Origin of the sequence: Pseudomonas palmensis, assembly GCF_049942755.1 — a bacterium.
In the GTDB taxonomy this organism is placed as follows: Bacteria; Pseudomonadota; Gammaproteobacteria; order Pseudomonadales; family Pseudomonadaceae; genus Aquipseudomonas; species Aquipseudomonas palmensis.
On sequence record NZ_CP187958.1, the window covers coordinates 5,133,508 to 5,151,882 of the forward strand.

Annotated in this window: 13 protein-coding genes; 12 read left to right on the forward strand and 1 reads right to left on the reverse strand. The window is 67.6% G+C overall.

Annotated features, from left to right (window positions below):
- Positions 1-43: 43 nt before the first annotated feature.
- Positions 44-1,348: an MFS transporter gene (locus ACPRTJ_RS23830; RefSeq protein WP_078480999.1), complete on the reverse strand. Its 1,305-nt coding sequence runs from the start codon at positions 1,346-1,348 to the stop codon at positions 44-46.
- 160 nt (positions 1,349-1,508) lie between these two features.
- On the opposite strand from ACPRTJ_RS23830, the gene ACPRTJ_RS23835 reads away from it, so the two are divergent.
- From ACPRTJ_RS23835 to ACPRTJ_RS23890, 12 genes are all read left to right on the forward strand, one after another.
- On the forward strand, positions 1,509-2,609 hold the full coding sequence (locus tag ACPRTJ_RS23835; RefSeq protein ID WP_043862760.1) for a sugar diacid recognition domain-containing protein: 1,101 nt from the start codon (positions 1,509-1,511) through the stop codon (positions 2,607-2,609).
- Positions 2,610-2,743: 134 nt separating this feature from the next.
- The gene (locus ACPRTJ_RS23840; protein ID WP_054914526.1) at positions 2,744-3,883 is read left to right on the forward strand and encodes a glycerate kinase; all 1,140 of its coding nucleotides are present in this window, start codon (positions 2,744-2,746) and stop codon (positions 3,881-3,883) included.
- A gap of 297 nt (positions 3,884-4,180) precedes the next feature.
- Entirely contained in the window at positions 4,181-6,310 is a 2,130-nt protein-coding gene (locus ACPRTJ_RS23845) for a TonB-dependent receptor family protein (RefSeq protein WP_229590261.1), read from the forward strand.
- A gap of 55 nt (positions 6,311-6,365) precedes the next feature.
- Positions 6,366-8,081 (forward strand): ABC transporter substrate-binding protein, encoded by a 1,716-nt coding sequence (locus ACPRTJ_RS23850; RefSeq protein WP_426427381.1) that lies wholly within the window; start codon positions 6,366-6,368, stop codon positions 8,079-8,081.
- Complete coding sequence (locus tag ACPRTJ_RS23855) at positions 8,078-9,010, forward strand: ABC transporter permease (RefSeq protein WP_054914524.1); 933 nt, start codon at positions 8,078-8,080, stop codon at positions 9,008-9,010. Before ACPRTJ_RS23850 ends, ACPRTJ_RS23855 begins: the two co-directional genes overlap by 4 nt.
- Before the next feature lie 25 nt (positions 9,011-9,035).
- Positions 9,036-10,271, forward strand: coding sequence for an acyl-CoA dehydrogenase family protein (locus ACPRTJ_RS23860; RefSeq protein ID WP_058540179.1), 1,236 nt, complete (start codon positions 9,036-9,038; stop codon positions 10,269-10,271).
- Positions 10,272-10,296: 25 nt separating this feature from the next.
- Positions 10,297-11,640 (forward strand): LLM class flavin-dependent oxidoreductase, encoded by a 1,344-nt coding sequence (locus ACPRTJ_RS23865; RefSeq protein ID WP_054914522.1) that lies wholly within the window; start codon positions 10,297-10,299, stop codon positions 11,638-11,640.
- Positions 11,641-11,662: 22 nt separating this feature from the next.
- The gene (locus tag ACPRTJ_RS23870) at positions 11,663-12,715 is read left to right on the forward strand and encodes an NADP(H)-dependent aldo-keto reductase (RefSeq protein ID WP_054914521.1); all 1,053 of its coding nucleotides are present in this window, start codon (positions 11,663-11,665) and stop codon (positions 12,713-12,715) included.
- Between the two features lie 29 nt (positions 12,716-12,744).
- Positions 12,745-13,635 carry an ABC transporter permease gene (locus ACPRTJ_RS23875; RefSeq protein WP_278929110.1) on the forward strand — a complete coding sequence of 297 codons (891 nt, stop codon included), beginning with the start codon at positions 12,745-12,747 and terminating at the stop codon, positions 13,633-13,635.
- Positions 13,632-15,281, forward strand: coding sequence for a dipeptide ABC transporter ATP-binding protein (locus ACPRTJ_RS23880; protein WP_426427382.1), 1,650 nt, complete (start codon positions 13,632-13,634; stop codon positions 15,279-15,281). The genes ACPRTJ_RS23875 and ACPRTJ_RS23880 overlap by 4 nt, the downstream gene beginning before the upstream one ends.
- 3 nt (positions 15,282-15,284) lie before the next feature.
- Entirely contained in the window at positions 15,285-17,123 is a 1,839-nt protein-coding gene (locus tag ACPRTJ_RS23885; RefSeq protein WP_426427383.1) for an ABC transporter ATP-binding protein, read from the forward strand.
- A gap of 28 nt (positions 17,124-17,151) precedes the next feature.
- The gene (locus ACPRTJ_RS23890) at positions 17,152-18,372 is read left to right on the forward strand and encodes an acyl-CoA dehydrogenase family protein (RefSeq protein ID WP_426427384.1); all 1,221 of its coding nucleotides are present in this window, start codon (positions 17,152-17,154) and stop codon (positions 18,370-18,372) included.
- Positions 18,373-18,375: the final 3 nt, after the last annotated feature.

The window sequence follows — 18,375 nt, forward strand, 5'->3', positions numbered from 1 at the left end:
GCCCTCAGGCCCGTAGGAGCCGGCCTTGCCGGCGAAGCGGTCGTCAGCTGGAGCGCGACACCCGCAGCGCCACCAGGCTGCCCACCACGATCAACCCCGCCAGCGAATACAACGCCACGTCGGTCGAGCCGGTCTGGTCCTTGATCCAGCCCACCAGGTACGGGCTGAGGAACCCGGCCATCTGGCCCACCGAGTTGATGATCGCCAGGCCCGCCACCGCAGTGCCCGCAGTGAGCAGGGCAGTGGGCATCGGCCAGAACATCGGCAGGCCGGTGAGCGCGCCCATGGTCGCGATGCTCAGGCCCAGAATCGCGATCACCGGGCTGTGGGCGAAGTTGACCGCCATCAGCAGCCCCACCGCGCCCATCAGCATCGGCACCACAAGGTGCCAGCGCCGCTCGTTGCGCAGGTCTGCCGAACGCCCCACCAGCAGCATGAACAGCCCGGCCAGCAGGTACGGGATGGCGCTCAGCCAGCCGATCAGCAGGGCATCGTCGAAACCCATGTTCTTGATGATCGATGGCAGCCAGAAGTTGATCGCATACACGCCGCTCTGGATGCAGAAGTAGATGAAGCCGAAGGTCCAGATCAACGGGTTGGCCAGCACCGACAGCAGGCTGTCGCTGGCGGTTTTCGGCTTGGCCGCCGCGTCAGCGTTCAGGTCGGCCTCAACCGCCTGGCGCTGCGCCGGGGTCAGCCAGCCGGCCTTGGCGTAGCCATCGCTGAGCAGCACGATCGCCAGACAGCCGAGCACCACGGTAGGCACGCCCTGGATCAGGAACATCCATTGCCAGCCGGCCAGGCCGCCCTGGCCGGCGGCGAAGTGGTTGAGAATCCACCCCGAGAACGGCCCGCCCAGCAGCCCCGACACCGGGATCGCCGACATGAACAGCGCCATGATGCGCCCGCGCCGCTGCGCCGGGAACCAACGCGAGAGGTACAGCACGATACCCGGGAAGAACCCCGCTTCGGCGGCGCCGGTGAACAGGCGCAGCACGTAGAACTCCATGGGGGTGGTGACGAACAGCAGGCAGGTCGACAGCGTGCCCCAGGCGATCATCATCAGCGCGATCCAGCGCCGTGGCCCGAAGCGGTTGAGCGCCAGGTTGCTGGGCAGGCCGCACAGCACGTAGCCGATGAAGAAGATGCCGGCACCCAGGCCGTAGATGGTTTCGCTGAACTTCAGCGCGTCGAGCATCTGCAACTTGGCAAAGCCGACGTTGACGCGGTCCAGGTAGTTGAACAGGTAGCAGATGAAGATGAACGGGATCAGCCGCAGGGTGATGCGCCGGTACAGCGCGTTGCGGTCGATGTCGTGGCCTTGGTCAGGGGCAGGGCGGTATGACATGATTCTCTCTCTGTTTTTATGTTTATCGCCGCAACTGCGTCGAGGCAGTTGTCATGACGAGTCTGTTTGAGCCAGAGGACGCTGTCTTTGTGCTTTTGCACAGCCTTTGCGCTGCACCGCTGTGCCCTCGACCAACCATTGCGACCACAAGGATCCGCCCATGTTCGAGCTCGACCACGACCTGGCACAGGATATCGTCGACCGTGCGATGGCCATTCTGCCCTACAACGTCAATGTCATGGACAGCCAGGGGCTGATCCTGGGCAGTGGCGAGGCGCAGCGTATCAACACCCGTCACGAAGGCGCGCAACTGGTGCTGGCCAACGCGCGCATCGTCGAGCTCGACGAAGAGGCCGCCAGATGCCTCAAGGGCGTGCAGCCGGGTGTGAACCTGCCGCTGCTGCTGGACGGGCGCCTGATCGGCGTGCTCGGCATCACCGGCGACCCGCAGCAGGTGCGCACCTACGCCGAACTGGTGCGCATGACCGCCGAGATGCTGCTGGCCCAACGGCACCTGCAAGTGCAGCAGCAGTGGCGCAAGCAGCGCTGCGACGACCTGCTGGCCTTGCTGCTGGGCGGCAACGGCGACGCCACCCGGCTGGTGGACGAGGCTCGGCAACTGGGGCTCAAACCCCAGCTCACGCGTATCCCGTGCCTGTTCGAGCTGGAGGAGGGCCCGGCCGCCGAGCCGCTGGCGGCCTGGCTGATGCTGCGCTACCCCGACAGCTGGTGCGTGAGCCCGGCACGTCAGTCGTTGCTGTGGTGCCGCCCGGCGACGGTGGCGCTGGACGAACAGCGCCTGCTGGACAAGATGCAGGCCCAGGGCTGGACCGTGCAGCGCCTGGCAGTGGCTGGCCCGGCCGAAGGGCTGGACAACCTGCGCCGCGGTTATCGTCGGGTGCGCGACCTGCTTGCCTACGGGCGCGAGGTACTGCCCCGCCAGCGCCTGCTGACCCTGGCGCGCTATCGGCTGCCGGCGCTGTTGTGGCGTCATCGCAACGACGATGCACTGGACGAACTGCTGCAACCGCTGCAACGGCTGCGTGCCAAGGACAGCAACGGGCAGCTGCTGGCCACCCTGCGGGCCTGGTGCGCCCACGACGGGCAGAGCCAGGCGTGCGCCGAGGCGCTGGGCATTCACCGCAACAGCTTGCGTTACCGACTGGAACGGGTGGCCGAGTTGAGCGGGGTGGACCCGATGCGGCTGGAAGGGATGCTGAGCCTGTACCTGGGGTTGCAGTTGTTGCCCGTGAACAGTTGATTGCCTGTGCGGGCCGCTTGGTCGGTGCATTGTCCAACTGAACAAATAACCCTGCGCCCGCCTGTGCATCCGACCGACGCCCGCCGCCGGCGCAACTGTCAGCATGCAGCTCATCTGGATAAGGAGCACACCGCATGAAAATCGTCATCGCCCCCGACTCGTTCAAGGACAGCCTGAGCGCCGAAGACGTGGCCGCTGCCATCGCCCGGGGGCTGGCCGATGCCTTGCCACAGGCCGAGCTGGTCAGTTGCCCGATGGCCGATGGCGGCGAGGGCACCCTGCAGGCCCTGGTGGCGACCTGCAGCGGCGAACAGCGCAGCCTGCAGGTGCAGGGCCCGCTCGGCACACCGGTACTGGCCCACTGGGGCTGGTTGGCCGACAGCCACACCGCCATCATCGAAATGGCCCAGGCCAGCGGCCTGCAACTGCTCGGCCTCGCCCAGCGCGATGCTTGCCGCAGCAGCACCTATGGCACCGGGCAGCTGATCGGCGCGGCGCTGGATGCCGGGGCACAGCGCATCATCCTGGCCATCGGCGGCAGTGCCACCAACGATGCCGGCAGTGGCATGCTGCGAGCGCTGGGGCTGCGGCTGTTCGATGCCCAGGGCGCTGAACTGGCACCGGGCGGCCTGGCCCTGGCGCACCTGGCCCGGCTGGACAGCAGCGGGCTGGACCCGCGCCTGCTCGACGTGCAGGTGGAAGTGGCCGCAGACGTCGACAACCCACTGTGCGGGGCCAATGGTGCCTCGGCGATCTTCGGCCCGCAAAAGGGGGCGAGCCCCGCCCAGGTCGCCTTGCTCGACCATGCACTGGGGCACTTTGCCGACCATTGCGCCGGCCTGCTGGAGGAAGACGTTCGGGCGTTTCCGGGCTGTGGCGCAGCGGGCGGCATGGGCTTTGCGGCCAAGGCCTTCATGGGCGCGCAGTTTCGTGCTGGGGTCGAAGTGGTGGCCGAGCTGGCCGGGCTGGAGGCGGCGGTACGCGGTGCCGACCTGGTGATCACCGGGGAGGGGCGCTTCGATGCACAGACTCTGCGCGGCAAGACTCCGTTCGGTGTGGCGCGCATAGCCAGGCGTCACGGCGTGCCGGTGGTGGTGATTGCCGGCACCCTGGGCGAGGGCTACCAGGCGCTGTATGAGCATGGCATCGATGCGGCATTTGCGTTGACCAGCGGGCCGATGAGCCTTCAGCAGGCGTGCGAGCAGGCAGCGCCGCTGCTGCGCGACAGGGCGCGGGACATCGCGCGGCTGTGGGCCTTGCACCAGGGTCTGTAACAAGCCCACTACTGCTTCGCCGGCAAGGCCGGCGCCTACAGACAGCGGCCAACCTGTAGGCGCCGGCCTTGCCGGTTATATACATAGATCAGCAACTGGCAACTGTTCGCCTGGCAACACCCTCCCGACACTAGCCCTCGAATACAACACTCGATTACTTGCCGCTTTATAACTAAACCCCTTTAAACAAGGCACTTCGCCAGTTGGCACGCTCGCTGCAATAGTCCCTGTGAGATTGACTATACCAATAGAAACTCGCCTAATTTTAATCAGGTGGGGAGCAAGACCTTGAAACGCGTGCATTGGGCAACTTCGGCAGTATTGCGACATTCATCCCTGTTCGCTGTAAGCAGCGCACTATTAACATTCATCCCGTTGGCCTCGGCCGCCGACACCGACACCAGCGGCGACAAGCGCCTGGGTACGGTCACCGTGCAGGCCGCCAAACAGAGCCCTGTGCAGGCGGCGCAGAGCAAACTCGACGAGGTCGCCGGCGGTACCAGCCTGGTCACCCAGGCTGAAGTCGAAAAGGGCCGCTCGGCCACCCTGGAAGACACCCTGGCGTACCAGCCCGGCGTCTACGCCCAAGCTGCCGGTGGCAACGATGCCATCAAGATTTCCATTCGCGGTTCCGGCGCCAATACCTCGCCCGGCTATTTCCGCGAAGGCACCAAGTTTCTCTTCGACGGCCTTGCACTGACCGGCGCCGGTGGCACGCCCTATGAACTACTGGATACCCAGGGCCTGAACTACACCGAAGTACTGCGCGGTGCCAACGCCTTCGAATACGGCGCACTTTCACTGGGGGGCGCGATCAACTTCGTGACCAACTCCGGGCTGACCGCACCGGGCAACCGCATCAAGCTCGAAGGCGGCAGTTTCGGCTGGCAGAAGCAGACCCTGAGCACCGGCGGCGTGGCCGGCAATGCCGACTACTACGTCAGCGTCGACAACGCTCGCCGCGACGGCTACCAGGACTTCACCTTCACCAAGGCCAAGGGGGTGGTCAGCAACTTCGGCTACCGCTTCAACCCCAAGCTCGAAACCCGTCTGTACATCCGCTACCGCGAGGAATACCACGAGAACTCGGGCACCCTGACCCTGGCGCAGCTCAAAAAGAACTCCAAACAGACCAACGCCGCCACCTACGCCACCCGTGGCGACTCCACCAAGCGCGGCTCGACCTGGGTCGGCAGCAAGACCACCTACACCTTCGATGACGATGCCACCCTCGAAGCCGGGCTGGTGTACCACAACTACCCGCAGATCCTCAGCCGCAAGAGCACCGTCAACCCCAACTACTGGGACTGGCGCGACATCAACTACTCGCTCAAGTACAGCCGCACCGACCAGCTGTTCGGCCTGCCCAGCACCACCACCGCGGGCTGGAGCAGCACTCAGCACATCCGTTCCGGCGCACGCACCTACAAGGGCGACAAGGACCTGGGCATTCTGCAGAAGCAGGTCGAGTACGACGGCTCGTTCGACCATGTGTTCACCCTGGGCAACGACCTGGGCCTGACCGACAACCTGTACCTGGCCACCGGCGTGTCGGCGATCGAGATCAAGCGTGACATCAACGTCACCTACAGCGACCGCCCCAACACCAGCGGCCTGCCCAGCCACTACAAGTACGACGAGTGGAAGCTGGCCCCGCGTATCGGCCTGCGCTACTACATCGCCCCGGACGTGCAGCTGTTCGCCAACGCCAGCCGCACTATCGACCCGCCAAGCTCCTGGTCCAGCTCCGGCTCCGGGGTCACCAGCAACTACGCCAAGCCACTGGTGCCGCAAGCGGCCAACACCGTGGAGTTCGGCATCAAGGGCAAGTCGGGGATCTTCGACGGCAGCCTGGCGTTCTACAAATCCTGGGTCAAGAACGAGCTGCTCAACGTCGAAGTGCTGCCGGCCACTGCCACCTCTGCTGCGGTGGTGTCCACCTCCAATGCCACGCCCACCATCCACCAGGGCATCGAGGCCGGCCTGAGCACCCGCCTGTGGGAAGGCGCCAACGGTGACAGCCTGACCTGGCGCCAGGCCTACACCCTCAACGACTTCCACTACGAGAACGACCCGCTGTTCAAGAAGAACGAACTGCCGGGCCTGCCCAAGCACGTGTATCAGGGCGAGCTGCAGTACCAGTGGGCCAGCGGTTTCTACGCCGGGGTCAACGTGCGCACCGCCTCCAAGACTTCGGTGGACTACGCCAACAGCTTCTACGCGCCGTCCTACACGCTGTGGGGTGCGCGCCTGGGTTACGACGACCCGGGCAAGACCTGGCAGGTGTACCTGGACCTGAAGAACATCACCGACCAGGACTACGTGACCGCCGTGCTGCCGACCTACAACTCCCAGGGCAGGGACGTCGCGTCGCTGTACCCGGGCGACGGCTTCGGCGCCTTCACCGGCGTGACCTACAACTTCTAAGCCAGCGCGGCCAGCGCCGACGTGCACCTGCACGCGGTGCTGGCGGAGGAAGCACATGACCCTGATCACAAGGCTCGCACGCCTGGCCGTACTCGCCAGCGTGGTGGCGCTGGGCGCCTGCAAGCCGGCCAGCGAAGCGCCGCGCAACAGCGTATCGAGCGCCGACGGCGTGCTGCGCGACGGCAGCCTGAGCTACGCCGCCGAGGACTACCGCGAAGCCGCGCCAGGCAAGCCGGGCGGCACGCTGCGCATTTCCACGGCGTCCGACACCACCACCCTGGACGTGCATTCGATTTCCCACGGCAACGTGCAGTGGCTGGGGCGCATCCTGTTCGACTGCCTGCTGTACCAGGACGAGCAGGGCAACATCTCGCCGTGGCTGGCCAAGTCGTGGGACATCTCGCCGGACGGCAAGACCTACACCTTCCACCTGCGCGATGACGTGACCTTCAGCGACGGCGAGAAATTCAACGCCCGCGCCGTGCAGATCAACCTGGAGCACATGCGCGACCCGGCCACCAAGTCGCCGCTGGCCGCCGCGTACATCGCGCCCTACGTGGACGGGCGCATCGTCGACGAGTACACCTTCGAGGCGCACCTGCGCGAACCCTATTCGCCGTTCCTGGACGTGCTGGCGCAGTCCTGGCTGAGCATGATCTCGCCGCGCCAGATCCTCGAGGCGCCCAAGTCCATCGCCGAGCATGCCATCGGTTCGGGGCCCTTCGTGCTGGAAAGCTACACCCGCGACCAGGGCGCCACCTTTGTCAAACGCAAGGGCTACAACTGGGCGCCCCCGGTGACCCGGCACAACGGCGAGGCCTACCTGGACCGCCTGGAACTGAGCATCGTGCCCGAGCCGATGATCCGCTTCAGCGCGCTCGAGTCCGGCCAGTCGGACTTTACCGTGGACGCGCCGGCGCAGAACGCCAGGGCCATTCGCAGCAACCCCGACCTGCAGATGAGCAGCCGCATCCGCAAGGCCAACCCGTTTCGCAGCCTGACCTTCAACGTCGAGCAGTTCCCGTTCCAGGACGTGCAGGTGCGCCGTGCCGTGGCCAAGGCCATCGATCGCGACGGCCTGGCCTGGATCACCGGCTTTGGCGAGTACCAGCCCAAGGGCGATTTCCTGGCCGCCAACACCCGCTACTACGACCCCGCGTTCAAGGATGTGCTGGCTTATGACGTGGCCGAGGCCAACCGCATTCTCGACCAGGCCGGCTGGAGCGAACGTGACGCCAGGGGCTACCGGGTCAAGGACGGCCAGCGCCTGTCGGCGCGCCTGCTGATGTACGAGACCGGCGCCTTCCCCGGTAGCGTGGCAGTGGCCATCCAGGCCGACCTCAAGAAGGTCGGTTTCGAGCTGGCCATCGATCTGCTGCCCCTGGCCCAGGTCACCGAGCGCCGTTATGCCAGCAACTTTCAGGCAATCGCCGGCGGCTACTGGCACACCAACACCCCCGACGGGCTGTACATCCTCTACCACAGCAATGCGATCAGCACGCCCAAGCTCATCGGCCAGAACGCCGGGCGCTTTCGCGATGACGCCCTCGATGCGGCGCTGTCGGCGGCGCGCCGTTCCACCGAGCCGGTGGAACTCGCCGCGCTGTACCGCACCGCGCAGCAACGCCTGGTGGAAACCGTGCCGGCCGTACCGGTGTACGAGAGCCATGTGCTGGTGGCCTACCGCAAGGCGGTCAAGGGCGTGATCTTCGATACCTCGCACAACACCCCGTTCTTCACCAGCGTATGGCTCGACCAGGAGGCCCGATGAACACCCTGCGCCTGATACTCCGTCGGCTGCTGGCCGGCATCGGCGTGCTCTGGGGCGCGGCGACCCTGACCTTCCTGGCCTTGAACCTGAGCGCCGGCGACCCGGCACTGGCCATCCTCGGCGGGCCGGAGGCGATGCCCAGTGCCGAGCTGATCGCCCAGGTGCGCGCCGAATACGGCCTGGACCAGCCGTTGATCGTGCAGTACGGCCATTACCTGGGGCGCCTGGCCCAGGGCGACCTGGGCGAGTCGTACCGCCTGCGCATCCCGGTGGGGCAGATCATCGCCGGGCAACTGGGCGCCACCGTGCAACTGTCGCTGGCCGCGGCGGTACTGGCGGTGCTGCTGGCCGTGCTGGTCGCGGTGCTCACCGCCAATCGCGCGCCATGGCTGCGCTCGCTGGTGTCGGGCACGGAGCTGGTGCTGTCGTCGGCGCCCTCGTTCGTGATCGGCCTGGGCCTGCTGCTGGTGTTCGCGTTCGGCTGGCACCTGCTGCCGCCGTCCGGCTCCAGCGGCTGGCAGGCGCTGATACTGCCGAGCGTGGCGCTGGCCTTGCCGGTGGCGGCGGTGCTCAGCCAGGTACTGCGCCAGGAACTGGAAGACATTCTCGAACAACCCTTCATCGCCATGGCGCGCGCCCGCGGCATGTCCGAAACCGGCGTGCGCCTCAAACACGCGCTGCGCCATGCGCTGGTGTCGCTGGTGACCCTGTCCGGCTTCGTGTTCGCCAGCCTGCTCGGCGGTGCGGTGGTGATCGAGCTGCTGTTCTCGCGCCAGGGCATCGGCCGGCTGATGCTCGACGCCGCAACATCCAAGGACGTGCCGCTGCTGCTGGGCATCACCCTGCTGGCGGCGGCGATCTACGTGGTCGTGAACTTTCTCGTCGACCTGATCAATCACTGGGTGGACCCGCGTGCCAAGGCCGTGTGATGCCACCCCCAAGCAAGGACCTGTCATGACCCAATCCAATTCCTACACTGCGCTGCAGGCGCGCTTCAAGCCGCTGTTCGCACAGATCGGCGAGGGTGCGGTGGCGCGAGAACAGCAGCGCGAACTGGCCTTCGAGGCCGTGGCGTTGCTGCGCGATGCCGGCTTCACGGCGCTGCGCGTGCCCCAGGCGCATGGGGGGGCCGGCATCAGCCTGCCGGTGCTGTTTGGCCTGCTGATCGACCTGGCCGAGGCCGACTCCAACCTGCCGCAGATCGTGCGCGCGCACTTCGGTTTCGTCGAAGGGCGGCTGTCGGCCCGCGAACCGGCGTCCCAGGACTACTGGTTCGCCAAGGTGGTGGCCGGGCAGCTGTGGGGCGCGGCAATGGCCGAGCGCAGCGACAGCAGCACCAACTCGGTCAGCCTGGAGGCCGCCGAGGAGGGCTGGCGCCTGAACGGCGAGAAGTACTACTGCACCGGCACTATCTACGCCGACTGGGTGGCGGCCGTGGCCATGCACGACAAGGATTTCGTCAGCGTGGTGGTGGCAGTGGACGCCCCCGGCGTGACCCGTGAAGACGACTGGGACGGTTTCGGCCAGCGCCTGAGCGGCAGCGGCACCACACGCTTCGAGCAGGTGGCGGTGCCCGAGCAGCATGTGCTGCGCCGCTTCAAGCCCGGCGAGCTGCGCGCCGAGTCGTACATCTCGGCGTTCTACCAGCTGTTCCACCTCGCCACCCTGGCCGGTATCGCCCGCGCCGCGCTGCGCGATGCCACCGCCTTCGTCCAGGGCCGCACCCGCGCCTTCGGCGTGCCGGGCCAGTCCAGCCCCAAGGACGACCCGCTGGTGCAGCGGGTGATCGGACGCCTGTCGAGCCTGGCCTATGCCAGCGAAACCCTGGTGCTGGCTGCCGCCGAGGTACTCGAGCGGGTACACCAGGCCGAGCTGAACGACAGCGCCCAGGAAGCCGACTACGTCGAGGCCGATATCCGCACCTTCCAGGCCCAGCAGATCGTGCTGGAGCAGGTGCTGGAAGTCACCACCCTGCTGTTCGAGGTGGGCGGCGCGTCGGCCACCAGCCAGGCCCGGCGCCTGGACCGGCACTGGCGCAATGCGCGCACCCTGGCCTCACACAACCCGGCGATCTACCGCGAGCGCGCGCTGGGCAACTACTACCTCAACGGCGTCAGCCCCGGTGCTGCCTGGCGTGCGCTGCATGCCCAGGACGGCACCACCGTGCGCGACGAAGCCAGCGCGGTGTAACCGCCTTCATTCAGGAGCAGCAGCCATGAGCCAGACCGCAAGACAGATGAGCATCGGCATGAACATCCTCGGCTTCGGCGCGCATGCCAGCGCCTGGCGCAAGGCCGAAGTACCGGCCAACGCCTACCTCGACGTCGAGTACTACCGCAACATCGCGCGCATTTCCGAGCGGGGGTGCCTGGACGCGATCTTCCTCGCCGACGGCCCGGCGCTGGCGGGCGACATCGCCCAGCACCCGGCCGGGCGCCTGGAACCGACCGTGCTGCTGACGGCCGTGGCCCTGGCCACCCGGCACATCGGGGTGATCGCCACCGCGTCCAGCAGCTACAACGACCCGTTCAACCTGGCGCGGCGCTTCAGCTCGCTGGACCACATCAGTGGCGGCCGGGCGGCCTGGAACGTGGTGACCAACGCCGGCGACGCCGCCGCGCAGAACTTCGGCCTGGCCGGTGCGCCGCGCCATGTGGACCGCTATGCGCGGGCCGACGAGTTCATCGACGTGACCCTCAAGCTGTGGGACAGCTGGGAGGACGACGCGATCATCGGCAACGCCGCCAGCGGCCAGTTCGCCGACCCGCACAAGGTGCACAGCATCGATTTCGTGGGCGAGCATTTTTCGGTCAAGGGGCCGCTCAACCTGCCGCGCTCGCCGCAAGGCCGGCCGGTGCTGGTACAGGCCGGCTCGTCCGAGGGCGGCAAGGCCCTGGGCTCGCGCTATGCCGACGCGATCTTCACCACCCAGACCACCTTGCCCGACGGCCAGGCGTTCTATCAGGAGATGAAACAGCGCGCACGCCAGTGGGGCCGCAACCCCGACCACCTGAAGATCATGCCGGGGCTGTCCACCGTGATCGCCAGCACCGAGGCCGAAGCCCGTGCGCGCTTCGATGAACTGAACGCCTACAGCGGCGAGGCGGGGCTGGTGCAGCAACTGGCGTTTCGCATCGGCCTGCCCCCCGACGAACTGGACCTGGACGCGCCGCTGCCGTGGGAGCGTATTGGCCCGGTCAGCGAATTCGAGCGCGGCTCGCACGGTTTTCTCGAAGCCCAGTTGAACCTGGCACGGCGCGAGAACCTGACCATCCGCGAACTGTCGCGGCGCATCCTGGTGGGCCACCGCCTGCTGGTGGGCACCCCGGAACAGGTCGCCGACACCCTGGAGCACTGGTTCCGCGCCGGCGCCGCCGATGGCTTCAACATCATGCCCGACATGTTCCCCTCGGGGGTCGAGGTGTTCGTCGACCAGGTGGTGCCGCTGCTGCAGCAGCGCGGGGTGTTCCGCCGTGAATACACCGGCAGCACCCTGCGCGACCACCTGGGCCTGCCGTACCCGGCCAGCCAGTACCAACGTGCGGCAGAGGCCGTCTGAACCGATTAGCGAGGCACACCCCATGAACTACCGCACACTGGGCAACAGCGACATCAAGGTCAGCGTCATCGGCCTGGGCACCATGACCTGGGGCCACCAGAACAGCGAGCAGGACGCCCACCAGCAGCTGGACCTGGCGCTGGACCACGGTGTCAACCTGGTCGACACCGCCGAGATGTACCCGACCCCGACCCATGCCGACACCTGGGGCAGCACCGAACGCTTCATCGGCACCTGGCTGGCCCGGACCGGCCGGCGCAGCGATATCGTGCTGGCCAGCAAGATCGTCGGCCCCACGCGCAACCCCGGTAGCGGCACGCATATCCGCGATGGCCTCAGCCGCCACGACCGCGCCAACATCGTCGCCGCGCTGGACGGCAGCCTCAAGCGCCTGCAGACCGACCACCTGGACCTGTACCAGCTGCACTGGCCCGACCGCAGCACCAACTTCTTCGGCCAGCGCGAGTACCCGTATGTCGACGACCCACAGGCCATTGCCATCGGCGAAACCCTGCAGGTGCTGGCCGAGCAGGTGCAGGCGGGCAAGGTCCGCCATATCGGCGTGTCCAACGAAACCCCGTGGGGGGTAGGGCAGTTCCTGCGCCAGGCCGAGGTGCTGGGGCTGCCGCGCATCGTCAGCATCCAGAACCCCTACAGCCTGCTCAACCGCCTGTACGAAGGCGGCCTGTCGGAATTCAGCCATCGCGAAGGGGTGGGCCTGCTGGCCTATTCGCCGCTGGCCTTCGGCGCGCTCACCGGCAAGTACCTGGGCGGCGCACGGCCTGAAGGTTCGCGCCTGTCGTCGGTGTACCGCACCTTCAACCGCTACGACAGCGCGTCGGCGCAGCAGGCCATTGCCGCCTACGTGGCACTGGCCCGCGAGCTGGACGTGAGCCCCGCGCAACTGGCCCTGGCTGCGGTGATCGGCAAGCCGTTCGTCAGCAGCGCCCTGACCGGGCAGACGAGCCTGGCGCAACTGCGCGAGAACATCGGCGCGCTTGAGCTGCAACTGAGCAGCGAGACCCTGGCGCGCATCGAGCAGATCCACGCGCACACCCCGAACCCGGCGCCCTGAGCCGCAACCCCTAGCCTGTGGAGGTGCCCATGGCGCCCATCAATCAAAGCGCGAGCGTCGGCCTGATTGCCGCCGAGCCGCTGTTCGTGGCCCGGCGGCGCAAAGTGTGGCGCTGGGCCATCCGCCCGGGCCTGGTGCTGGCCGGGCTGTTCGTGCTGCTGCTGGTGATTGCGGCCATCCAGCCGCACTGGCTGGTGGCGGGCGACCCGCTCGAGGCCAGTGCGCGCCAGGCGTTTCGTGCCCCCGACAGCCTGTACTGGCTGGGCACAGACGAAAACGGCCGCGACATCCTCACCCGGCTGGTGTACGCGGTGCGCCCGTCGCTGGTGCTGGGCCTGTCGGCCACCGCCATCGGCCTGCTGCTGGGCACCCTGTTCGGCCTGGCGGCGGGGCTCGGCCCGCGCTGGCTGGACGGTGCGGTGATGCGCGGGGTGGATGTGCTGCTGGCATTCCCCGACCTGCTGCTGGCCCTGGTGATCATCACCTTCTTCGGCCAGGGCCAGTTGAACACCATCATTGCCGTGGGCATCGCCAGCGTGCCGCGCTATGCACGCCTGGTGCGCGCACAGGCCCTGGTGGTGCGCGGTGCCGGCTACGTCGAGGCCGCCACCACACTGGGCCTGGGCCGGCACGCGGTGATCCTGCGCCATGTACTGCCCAATGCGATCAAGCCGATCCTGATCCTGGCCACCATCGGCATCGGCGGCAACATCGTCTCGGGCGCGGCCCTGAGCTTTCTGGGCTTTGGCGCGCCGCCGCCGGAGCCGGAGTGGGGCGGCATGCTCGCCGTGGGCCGCAACTACCTGGCCAACGCCTGGTGGCTGGTGGCCTGGCCCGCCCTGGCAATCACATTGACCGTGGTCTCGATCAGTACGATCGGCCGCGAACTGCTGCGCCGCAGCGAAGGTAAACGCCCATGAGTCGCGCACCGCTTATCGATGTACAGGACCTGCACGTGCGCTTTGGCGCCCAGGCCGTGCCCACCCTCAAGGGCATCAGCTTCCAGCTGCACCAGGGCGAGTGCCTGGCGCTGGTGGGCGAGTCGGGCTCGGGCAAGAGTGTCACCTCACGCACGCTGGCCGGGCTGACCGGCGCCCATGCCCAGGTGCAGGCCAGCCGCCTGGACTTTGCCGGGCACGACCTGCGCGAGTTCGACGAGCGCACCTGGCGCCAGGTGCGCGGCGCGCAGATCGGCTTCGTGATGCAGGATGCCCTGGGCGCGCTGGACCCCTTGCGCCCGGTGGGCAAGGAGATCGCCGAGCCGCTGCAGCTGCATACCGGGCTCGACCGCGCGCAGCGTCAGGCCAGGGTGATCGAGCTGCTGCGCGCCGTCGGCGTGCCGCAGCCGGAACTGCGCGCCCGCCAGTACCCGTATCAACTGTCGGGCGGGCTGCGCCAGCGGGCGCTGATCGCCTCGGCCATCGCCTGCAACCCGCGCCTGTTGATTGCCGACGAGCCGACCACCGCGCTGGACGCCACGGTACAGGCGCAGGTGCTGAGCCTGCTCGAATCGCTGCGCGGCGAGAACACCGCGATGCTGATCGTGAGCCACGACCTGGCGGTGGTGTCGCGCCTGGCCAACCGCGTGGCGGTGATGCACAACGGCGTGATCGTCGAGCAGGGCAGCGTCGAGGCGGTGCTGCACGACCCGCAGCACCCCTACACGCAGTTTCTGCTGCGTGCCGGCCGGGCGGTGCACTTTCGGCGCACGCCGGGGGCAGCACGAACGCCGTTGGCCATCGTGGCGCCGACCCAGGAGCCACCGCTGTTGCAGGTGCGCCAGCTGAGCAAGGCGTTCAAGGGCCCGGACGGGCAGATGCGCACCGTGGTCAACCAGGTGTCGCTGCAACTGCGCCGCGGCAAGACCCTGGGCATCGTCGGCGAGTCGGGCTCGGGCAAGACCACCCTGACGCGCATGATCCTGGGCCTGGAAACCCCCGACAGCGGCGATATCCAGATCAAGGGCCAGCCCTGGCTGAAGCTTTCCGAGGCGCACAAGCGTCAGTTGCGGCGCAGCATCCAGGTGGTGTTCCAGGACCCGCTGAGCTCCTTCGACCCACGCTACAACGTGCAGCGCGTGCTGTTCGAGGCGCTGGAGGTGGCCGGGCACAAGCGCACCGACTGGCGCAGGCGGGCCGAGGAACTGCTGGGCCTGGTACGCCTGGACGCGGCGCTGCTCGACCGGCGCCCCATCGAGCTGTCGGGCGGGCAGCGCCAGCGCATCGCGATTGCCCGCGCGCTGGCCGCCGGGCCGCAGATTCTGGTGTGCGACGAGCCGGTGTCGGCGCTGGACGTGTCGGTACAGGCGCAGATCCTCGAACTGCTCGACGACCTCAAGCAGCGCCTGGGCCTGGCGTGCCTGTTCATCTCCCACGACCTGGGGGTGATCAACCAGGTCAGCGACGAGGTGCTGGTGATGAAGGACGGCGTGGCGGTGGAGAGCGGGGCGGTACGCGACGTGTTCGACCACCCGCAGCATCCCTACACCCTGGCCTTGCTGGAGGCCATTCCGCACCTGGAAAGCGGCCGTCGTACCTCGTTCGAATTCCTCAAGTTGGCGATCTGAACCATGAGCCTGCATTTCTCGACCCGCCACACGCCGCGACGACGGCTGCACCACTGGAAGATCGACCACCTGCCGGACACGCCGCTGGCCTTCGTGCGCCTGTGCATCGGCAATTACAAGGTCTGGTACTCAAGCATCCTGCTGTTGCAGTGCATCGCCGTGGTCAGCGCGGTGCTGATCCCCTGGGCGCTGGGCCTGATCACCCGGCAGGTGACCGAGGCCGCCTCGGTGCACGCCGCGCTGCCGGGGCTGGTGGCGCCCCTGAGCCTGTTCGGCACGCTGCTGGTGCTGGAACTGCTGAGCGCCCGCAGCGCCGCCGCCTGCCACATCAAGGTGCTGCCGCTGCAACGGCGCACCGTGACCCATGCCTTGTTCGCCTACCTGCAACGCCATTCCCAGCGCTTTGTCAGCAGCGAGTTCGCCGGGGCGCTGGCGCACCGCATCGCCGAGGTGGCGCTGGGGGTCAACCAGACCCTGGGCATCCTGCTGTTCGACATGCTCGGCCTGGCGCTGACCCTGAGCCTGGCCACCGCCTTGCTGTGGAGCGCCTCGGGCCTGTTGGCCGCGTTCATGCTCGGCTGGTCGCTGCTGTTCATTGGCATTTGCTATGTCCTGGCGCGGCGCAGCCACCCGCTGGCGCAGCAGTATTCGGCGGCGCGCAGCACCAGCAACGGCAAGGTGGTGGACGCGGTGAGCAACCTCACCAACATCCGCCTGTTCGCCCGCCAGCCGTTCGAGCACGGCTACCTGGGGCACTACCTTGACCGCGAGGTGGACGCGGCCTACCGCTCGTTCTGGTACATGGAGAAGATCCGCTGGTTCCAGTCGGCCGGCGGCGTGGCCCTCAAGCTGGGCATGCTGGGGCTTGCGCTGCAGCAGTGGTACGTGGGGCGCATCGACATCGCCACCTTCGTCATGGCCACCAGCCTGTCGCTGCTGATCATCAATGACGTGAGCAACCTGTCGCGGCGCTTTCTGGAGTTCTTCGAGGCCACCGGCAACATCGCCAACGGCGTGCGCACCCTGGTGCGGCCCCACGAGGTGGTGGACCACCCCGGCGCACGGGCGCTGCCGCCGGTGCGCGGCGACATCGAGTTTCGCGACGTGAGCTTCGGCTATGCGCCCGACAAGCCGATCTTCCAGCACCTGAACCTGGTGATCCCGGCGGGGCAGACCGTGGGCCTGGTGGGCACCTCGGGCTCGGGCAAGTCGAGCCTGCTCAACCTGCTGCTGCGCCTGTACGACGTCAACAGCGGCCAGGTGCTGGTGGATGGACGCGATGTGCGCGAAGTGACCCAGCATTCGCTGCACCAGCAGATCGGCCTGATCCCCCAGGAACCTGGCCTGTTCCACCGCAGCATCGGCGAGAACATCCACTACGGGCGCCTGGAGGCCAGCTTCGAAGACGTGGTGCATGCCAGCCGCCGCGCCGGCGCCGACGACTTCATCGACAGCATGGAACACGGCTACGACTCGCTGGTGGGCGAGCGCGGGGTCAAGTTGTCGGGTGGCCAGCGCCAGCGCATCGCGATTGCCCGGGTGTTGCTCAAGAACGCCCCGATTCTGGTGATGGACGAAGCCACCTCCAGCCTGGACTCGCTCACCGAGCGTTTCATCCAGGAAAAACTCGACGAAATCATGCACGGCAAGACCGTGCTGGTGGTCGCGCACCGCTTGTCCACGGTGGCGCACCTGGACCGCATCCTGGTGTTCGACAAGGGCCGCCTGATCGAGGACGGCAGCCATGCACAGCTGCTGCGCCAGCGCGGCCAGTACCACCGGTTGTGGAGTCGCCAGGCCGCTGGCCAGTTCGACGAAACACCCGCTACCGAATCTGCCTGAGAGTTTTCAAACGCCCAAGGAGGCGCCCATGCCGCATTTGTCCGAAGTCCCCAAACACGCCCCCCAACACGCACTGACCAGCGTTGCGCACCTGCATCAACGCCTGGATGCCTTGCTTCCCGAGATTGCGGCCGGTGCAGCCGAGCGTGAACGTGAGCGCCACCTGCCGTATGACGCCATACGCCAGCTGGCCGCTGCGGGGCTCTATACCGTGCGCATCCCGCTCGCCTACGGTGGCCCCGGCGGCTCGGTGAGCGACGTGATCGGCCTGCTGCTGCGGGTGGCCTCGGTGGACTCCAATGTGGCCCAGGCCCTGCGCCCGGGCTTTGCCTTCGTCGAAGGGCTGCTGGCCGCCGACCATAGCGGTGCAGAGCAGGAACGCCAGCGCTGGTTCGCGCGCTACCTGGACGGCGCCGTGCTGGGCAACGCAGGCTGGGAGGTGGGCGGCGCCAATGGCGCGATCAGCGCGCGCATCGTGCCCGATGGCGAGCACTTTCGCGTCAGCGGCAGCAAGTACTACAGCACGGGCGCGCTGTACGCCGACTGGGTCAGCGCCGTGGCGCTGGACGAACAGGACAGACCGGTGTCGTTCGTGCTGCCGCGCGATCGCCTGGGCCTGGAGCTGGTGGACGACTTCGACGCCATGGGCCAGCGCCTGACCGCCAGTGGCACCACGCGCCTGAACGATGTGCAGGTGCTGGCCAGCGAGATCCGTCCGCGCACCGTGGAAGAGGGCAAGCGCACCATCGTCACCCCGTTTCTGCAGTTGTTCCTCGCCACCGTGGAGGCCGGCATCGCGCGCAATGCCCAGGAGGATGCAGTGCGCTTTGCCCGCGAGCATGCGCGACCGATCAAGCACAGCAGCGCCAGCCAGTCGGTGGACGACCCCTATGTGCAACTGAGCGTGGGCGAAGTGGCCGCGCGCGCCTTCACCGCCGAAGCGGTGGTGCTCAAGGCCGCAGCGGTGATCGACCGCGCCTGGGCCCTGCAACTGGACCCGCAGGCGGTGGATCAGGCCGCCATCGACGTGGCGCAGGCCCAGTACATTGCCGCCGAATCGGCGCTGCGGGCCGCCGAGCTGCTGTTCGATGTGGGCGGTGCGTCCACCACCGGGCGCAGCCACAACCTCGACCGGCACTGGCGCAACGCGCGTACGGTGGCCAACCACAACCCGCGCCACTGGAAGGCCTCGGCGGTCGGCACCTGGTACCTCAAGGGCACGCCGCCGCCGACCTCGGGGCTGTTCTGAGTG

Bases quoted from the DNA above. Each gene is read 5' to 3' on its own strand.
- ACPRTJ_RS23830 (WP_078480999.1), bottom strand. From the start codon at position 1,348: ATGTCATACCGCCCTGCCCCTGACCAAGGCCACGACATCGACCGCAAC.
- ACPRTJ_RS23835 (WP_043862760.1), top strand. From the start codon at position 1,509: ATGTTCGAGCTCGACCACGACCTGGCACAGGATATCGTCGACCGTGCG.
- ACPRTJ_RS23840 (WP_054914526.1), top strand. From the start codon at position 2,744: ATGAAAATCGTCATCGCCCCCGACTCGTTCAAGGACAGCCTGAGCGCC.
- ACPRTJ_RS23850 (WP_426427381.1), top strand. From the start codon at position 6,366: ATGACCCTGATCACAAGGCTCGCACGCCTGGCCGTACTCGCCAGCGTG.
- ACPRTJ_RS23855 (WP_054914524.1), top strand. From the start codon at position 8,078: ATGAACACCCTGCGCCTGATACTCCGTCGGCTGCTGGCCGGCATCGGC.
- ACPRTJ_RS23860 (WP_058540179.1), top strand. From the start codon at position 9,036: ATGACCCAATCCAATTCCTACACTGCGCTGCAGGCGCGCTTCAAGCCG.
- ACPRTJ_RS23865 (WP_054914522.1), top strand. From the start codon at position 10,297: ATGAGCCAGACCGCAAGACAGATGAGCATCGGCATGAACATCCTCGGC.
- ACPRTJ_RS23870 (WP_054914521.1), top strand. From the start codon at position 11,663: ATGAACTACCGCACACTGGGCAACAGCGACATCAAGGTCAGCGTCATC.
- ACPRTJ_RS23875 (WP_278929110.1), top strand. From the start codon at position 12,745: ATGGCGCCCATCAATCAAAGCGCGAGCGTCGGCCTGATTGCCGCCGAG.
- ACPRTJ_RS23880 (WP_426427382.1), top strand. From the start codon at position 13,632: ATGAGTCGCGCACCGCTTATCGATGTACAGGACCTGCACGTGCGCTTT.
- ACPRTJ_RS23885 (WP_426427383.1), top strand. From the start codon at position 15,285: ATGAGCCTGCATTTCTCGACCCGCCACACGCCGCGACGACGGCTGCAC.
- ACPRTJ_RS23890 (WP_426427384.1), top strand. From the start codon at position 17,152: ATGCCGCATTTGTCCGAAGTCCCCAAACACGCCCCCCAACACGCACTG.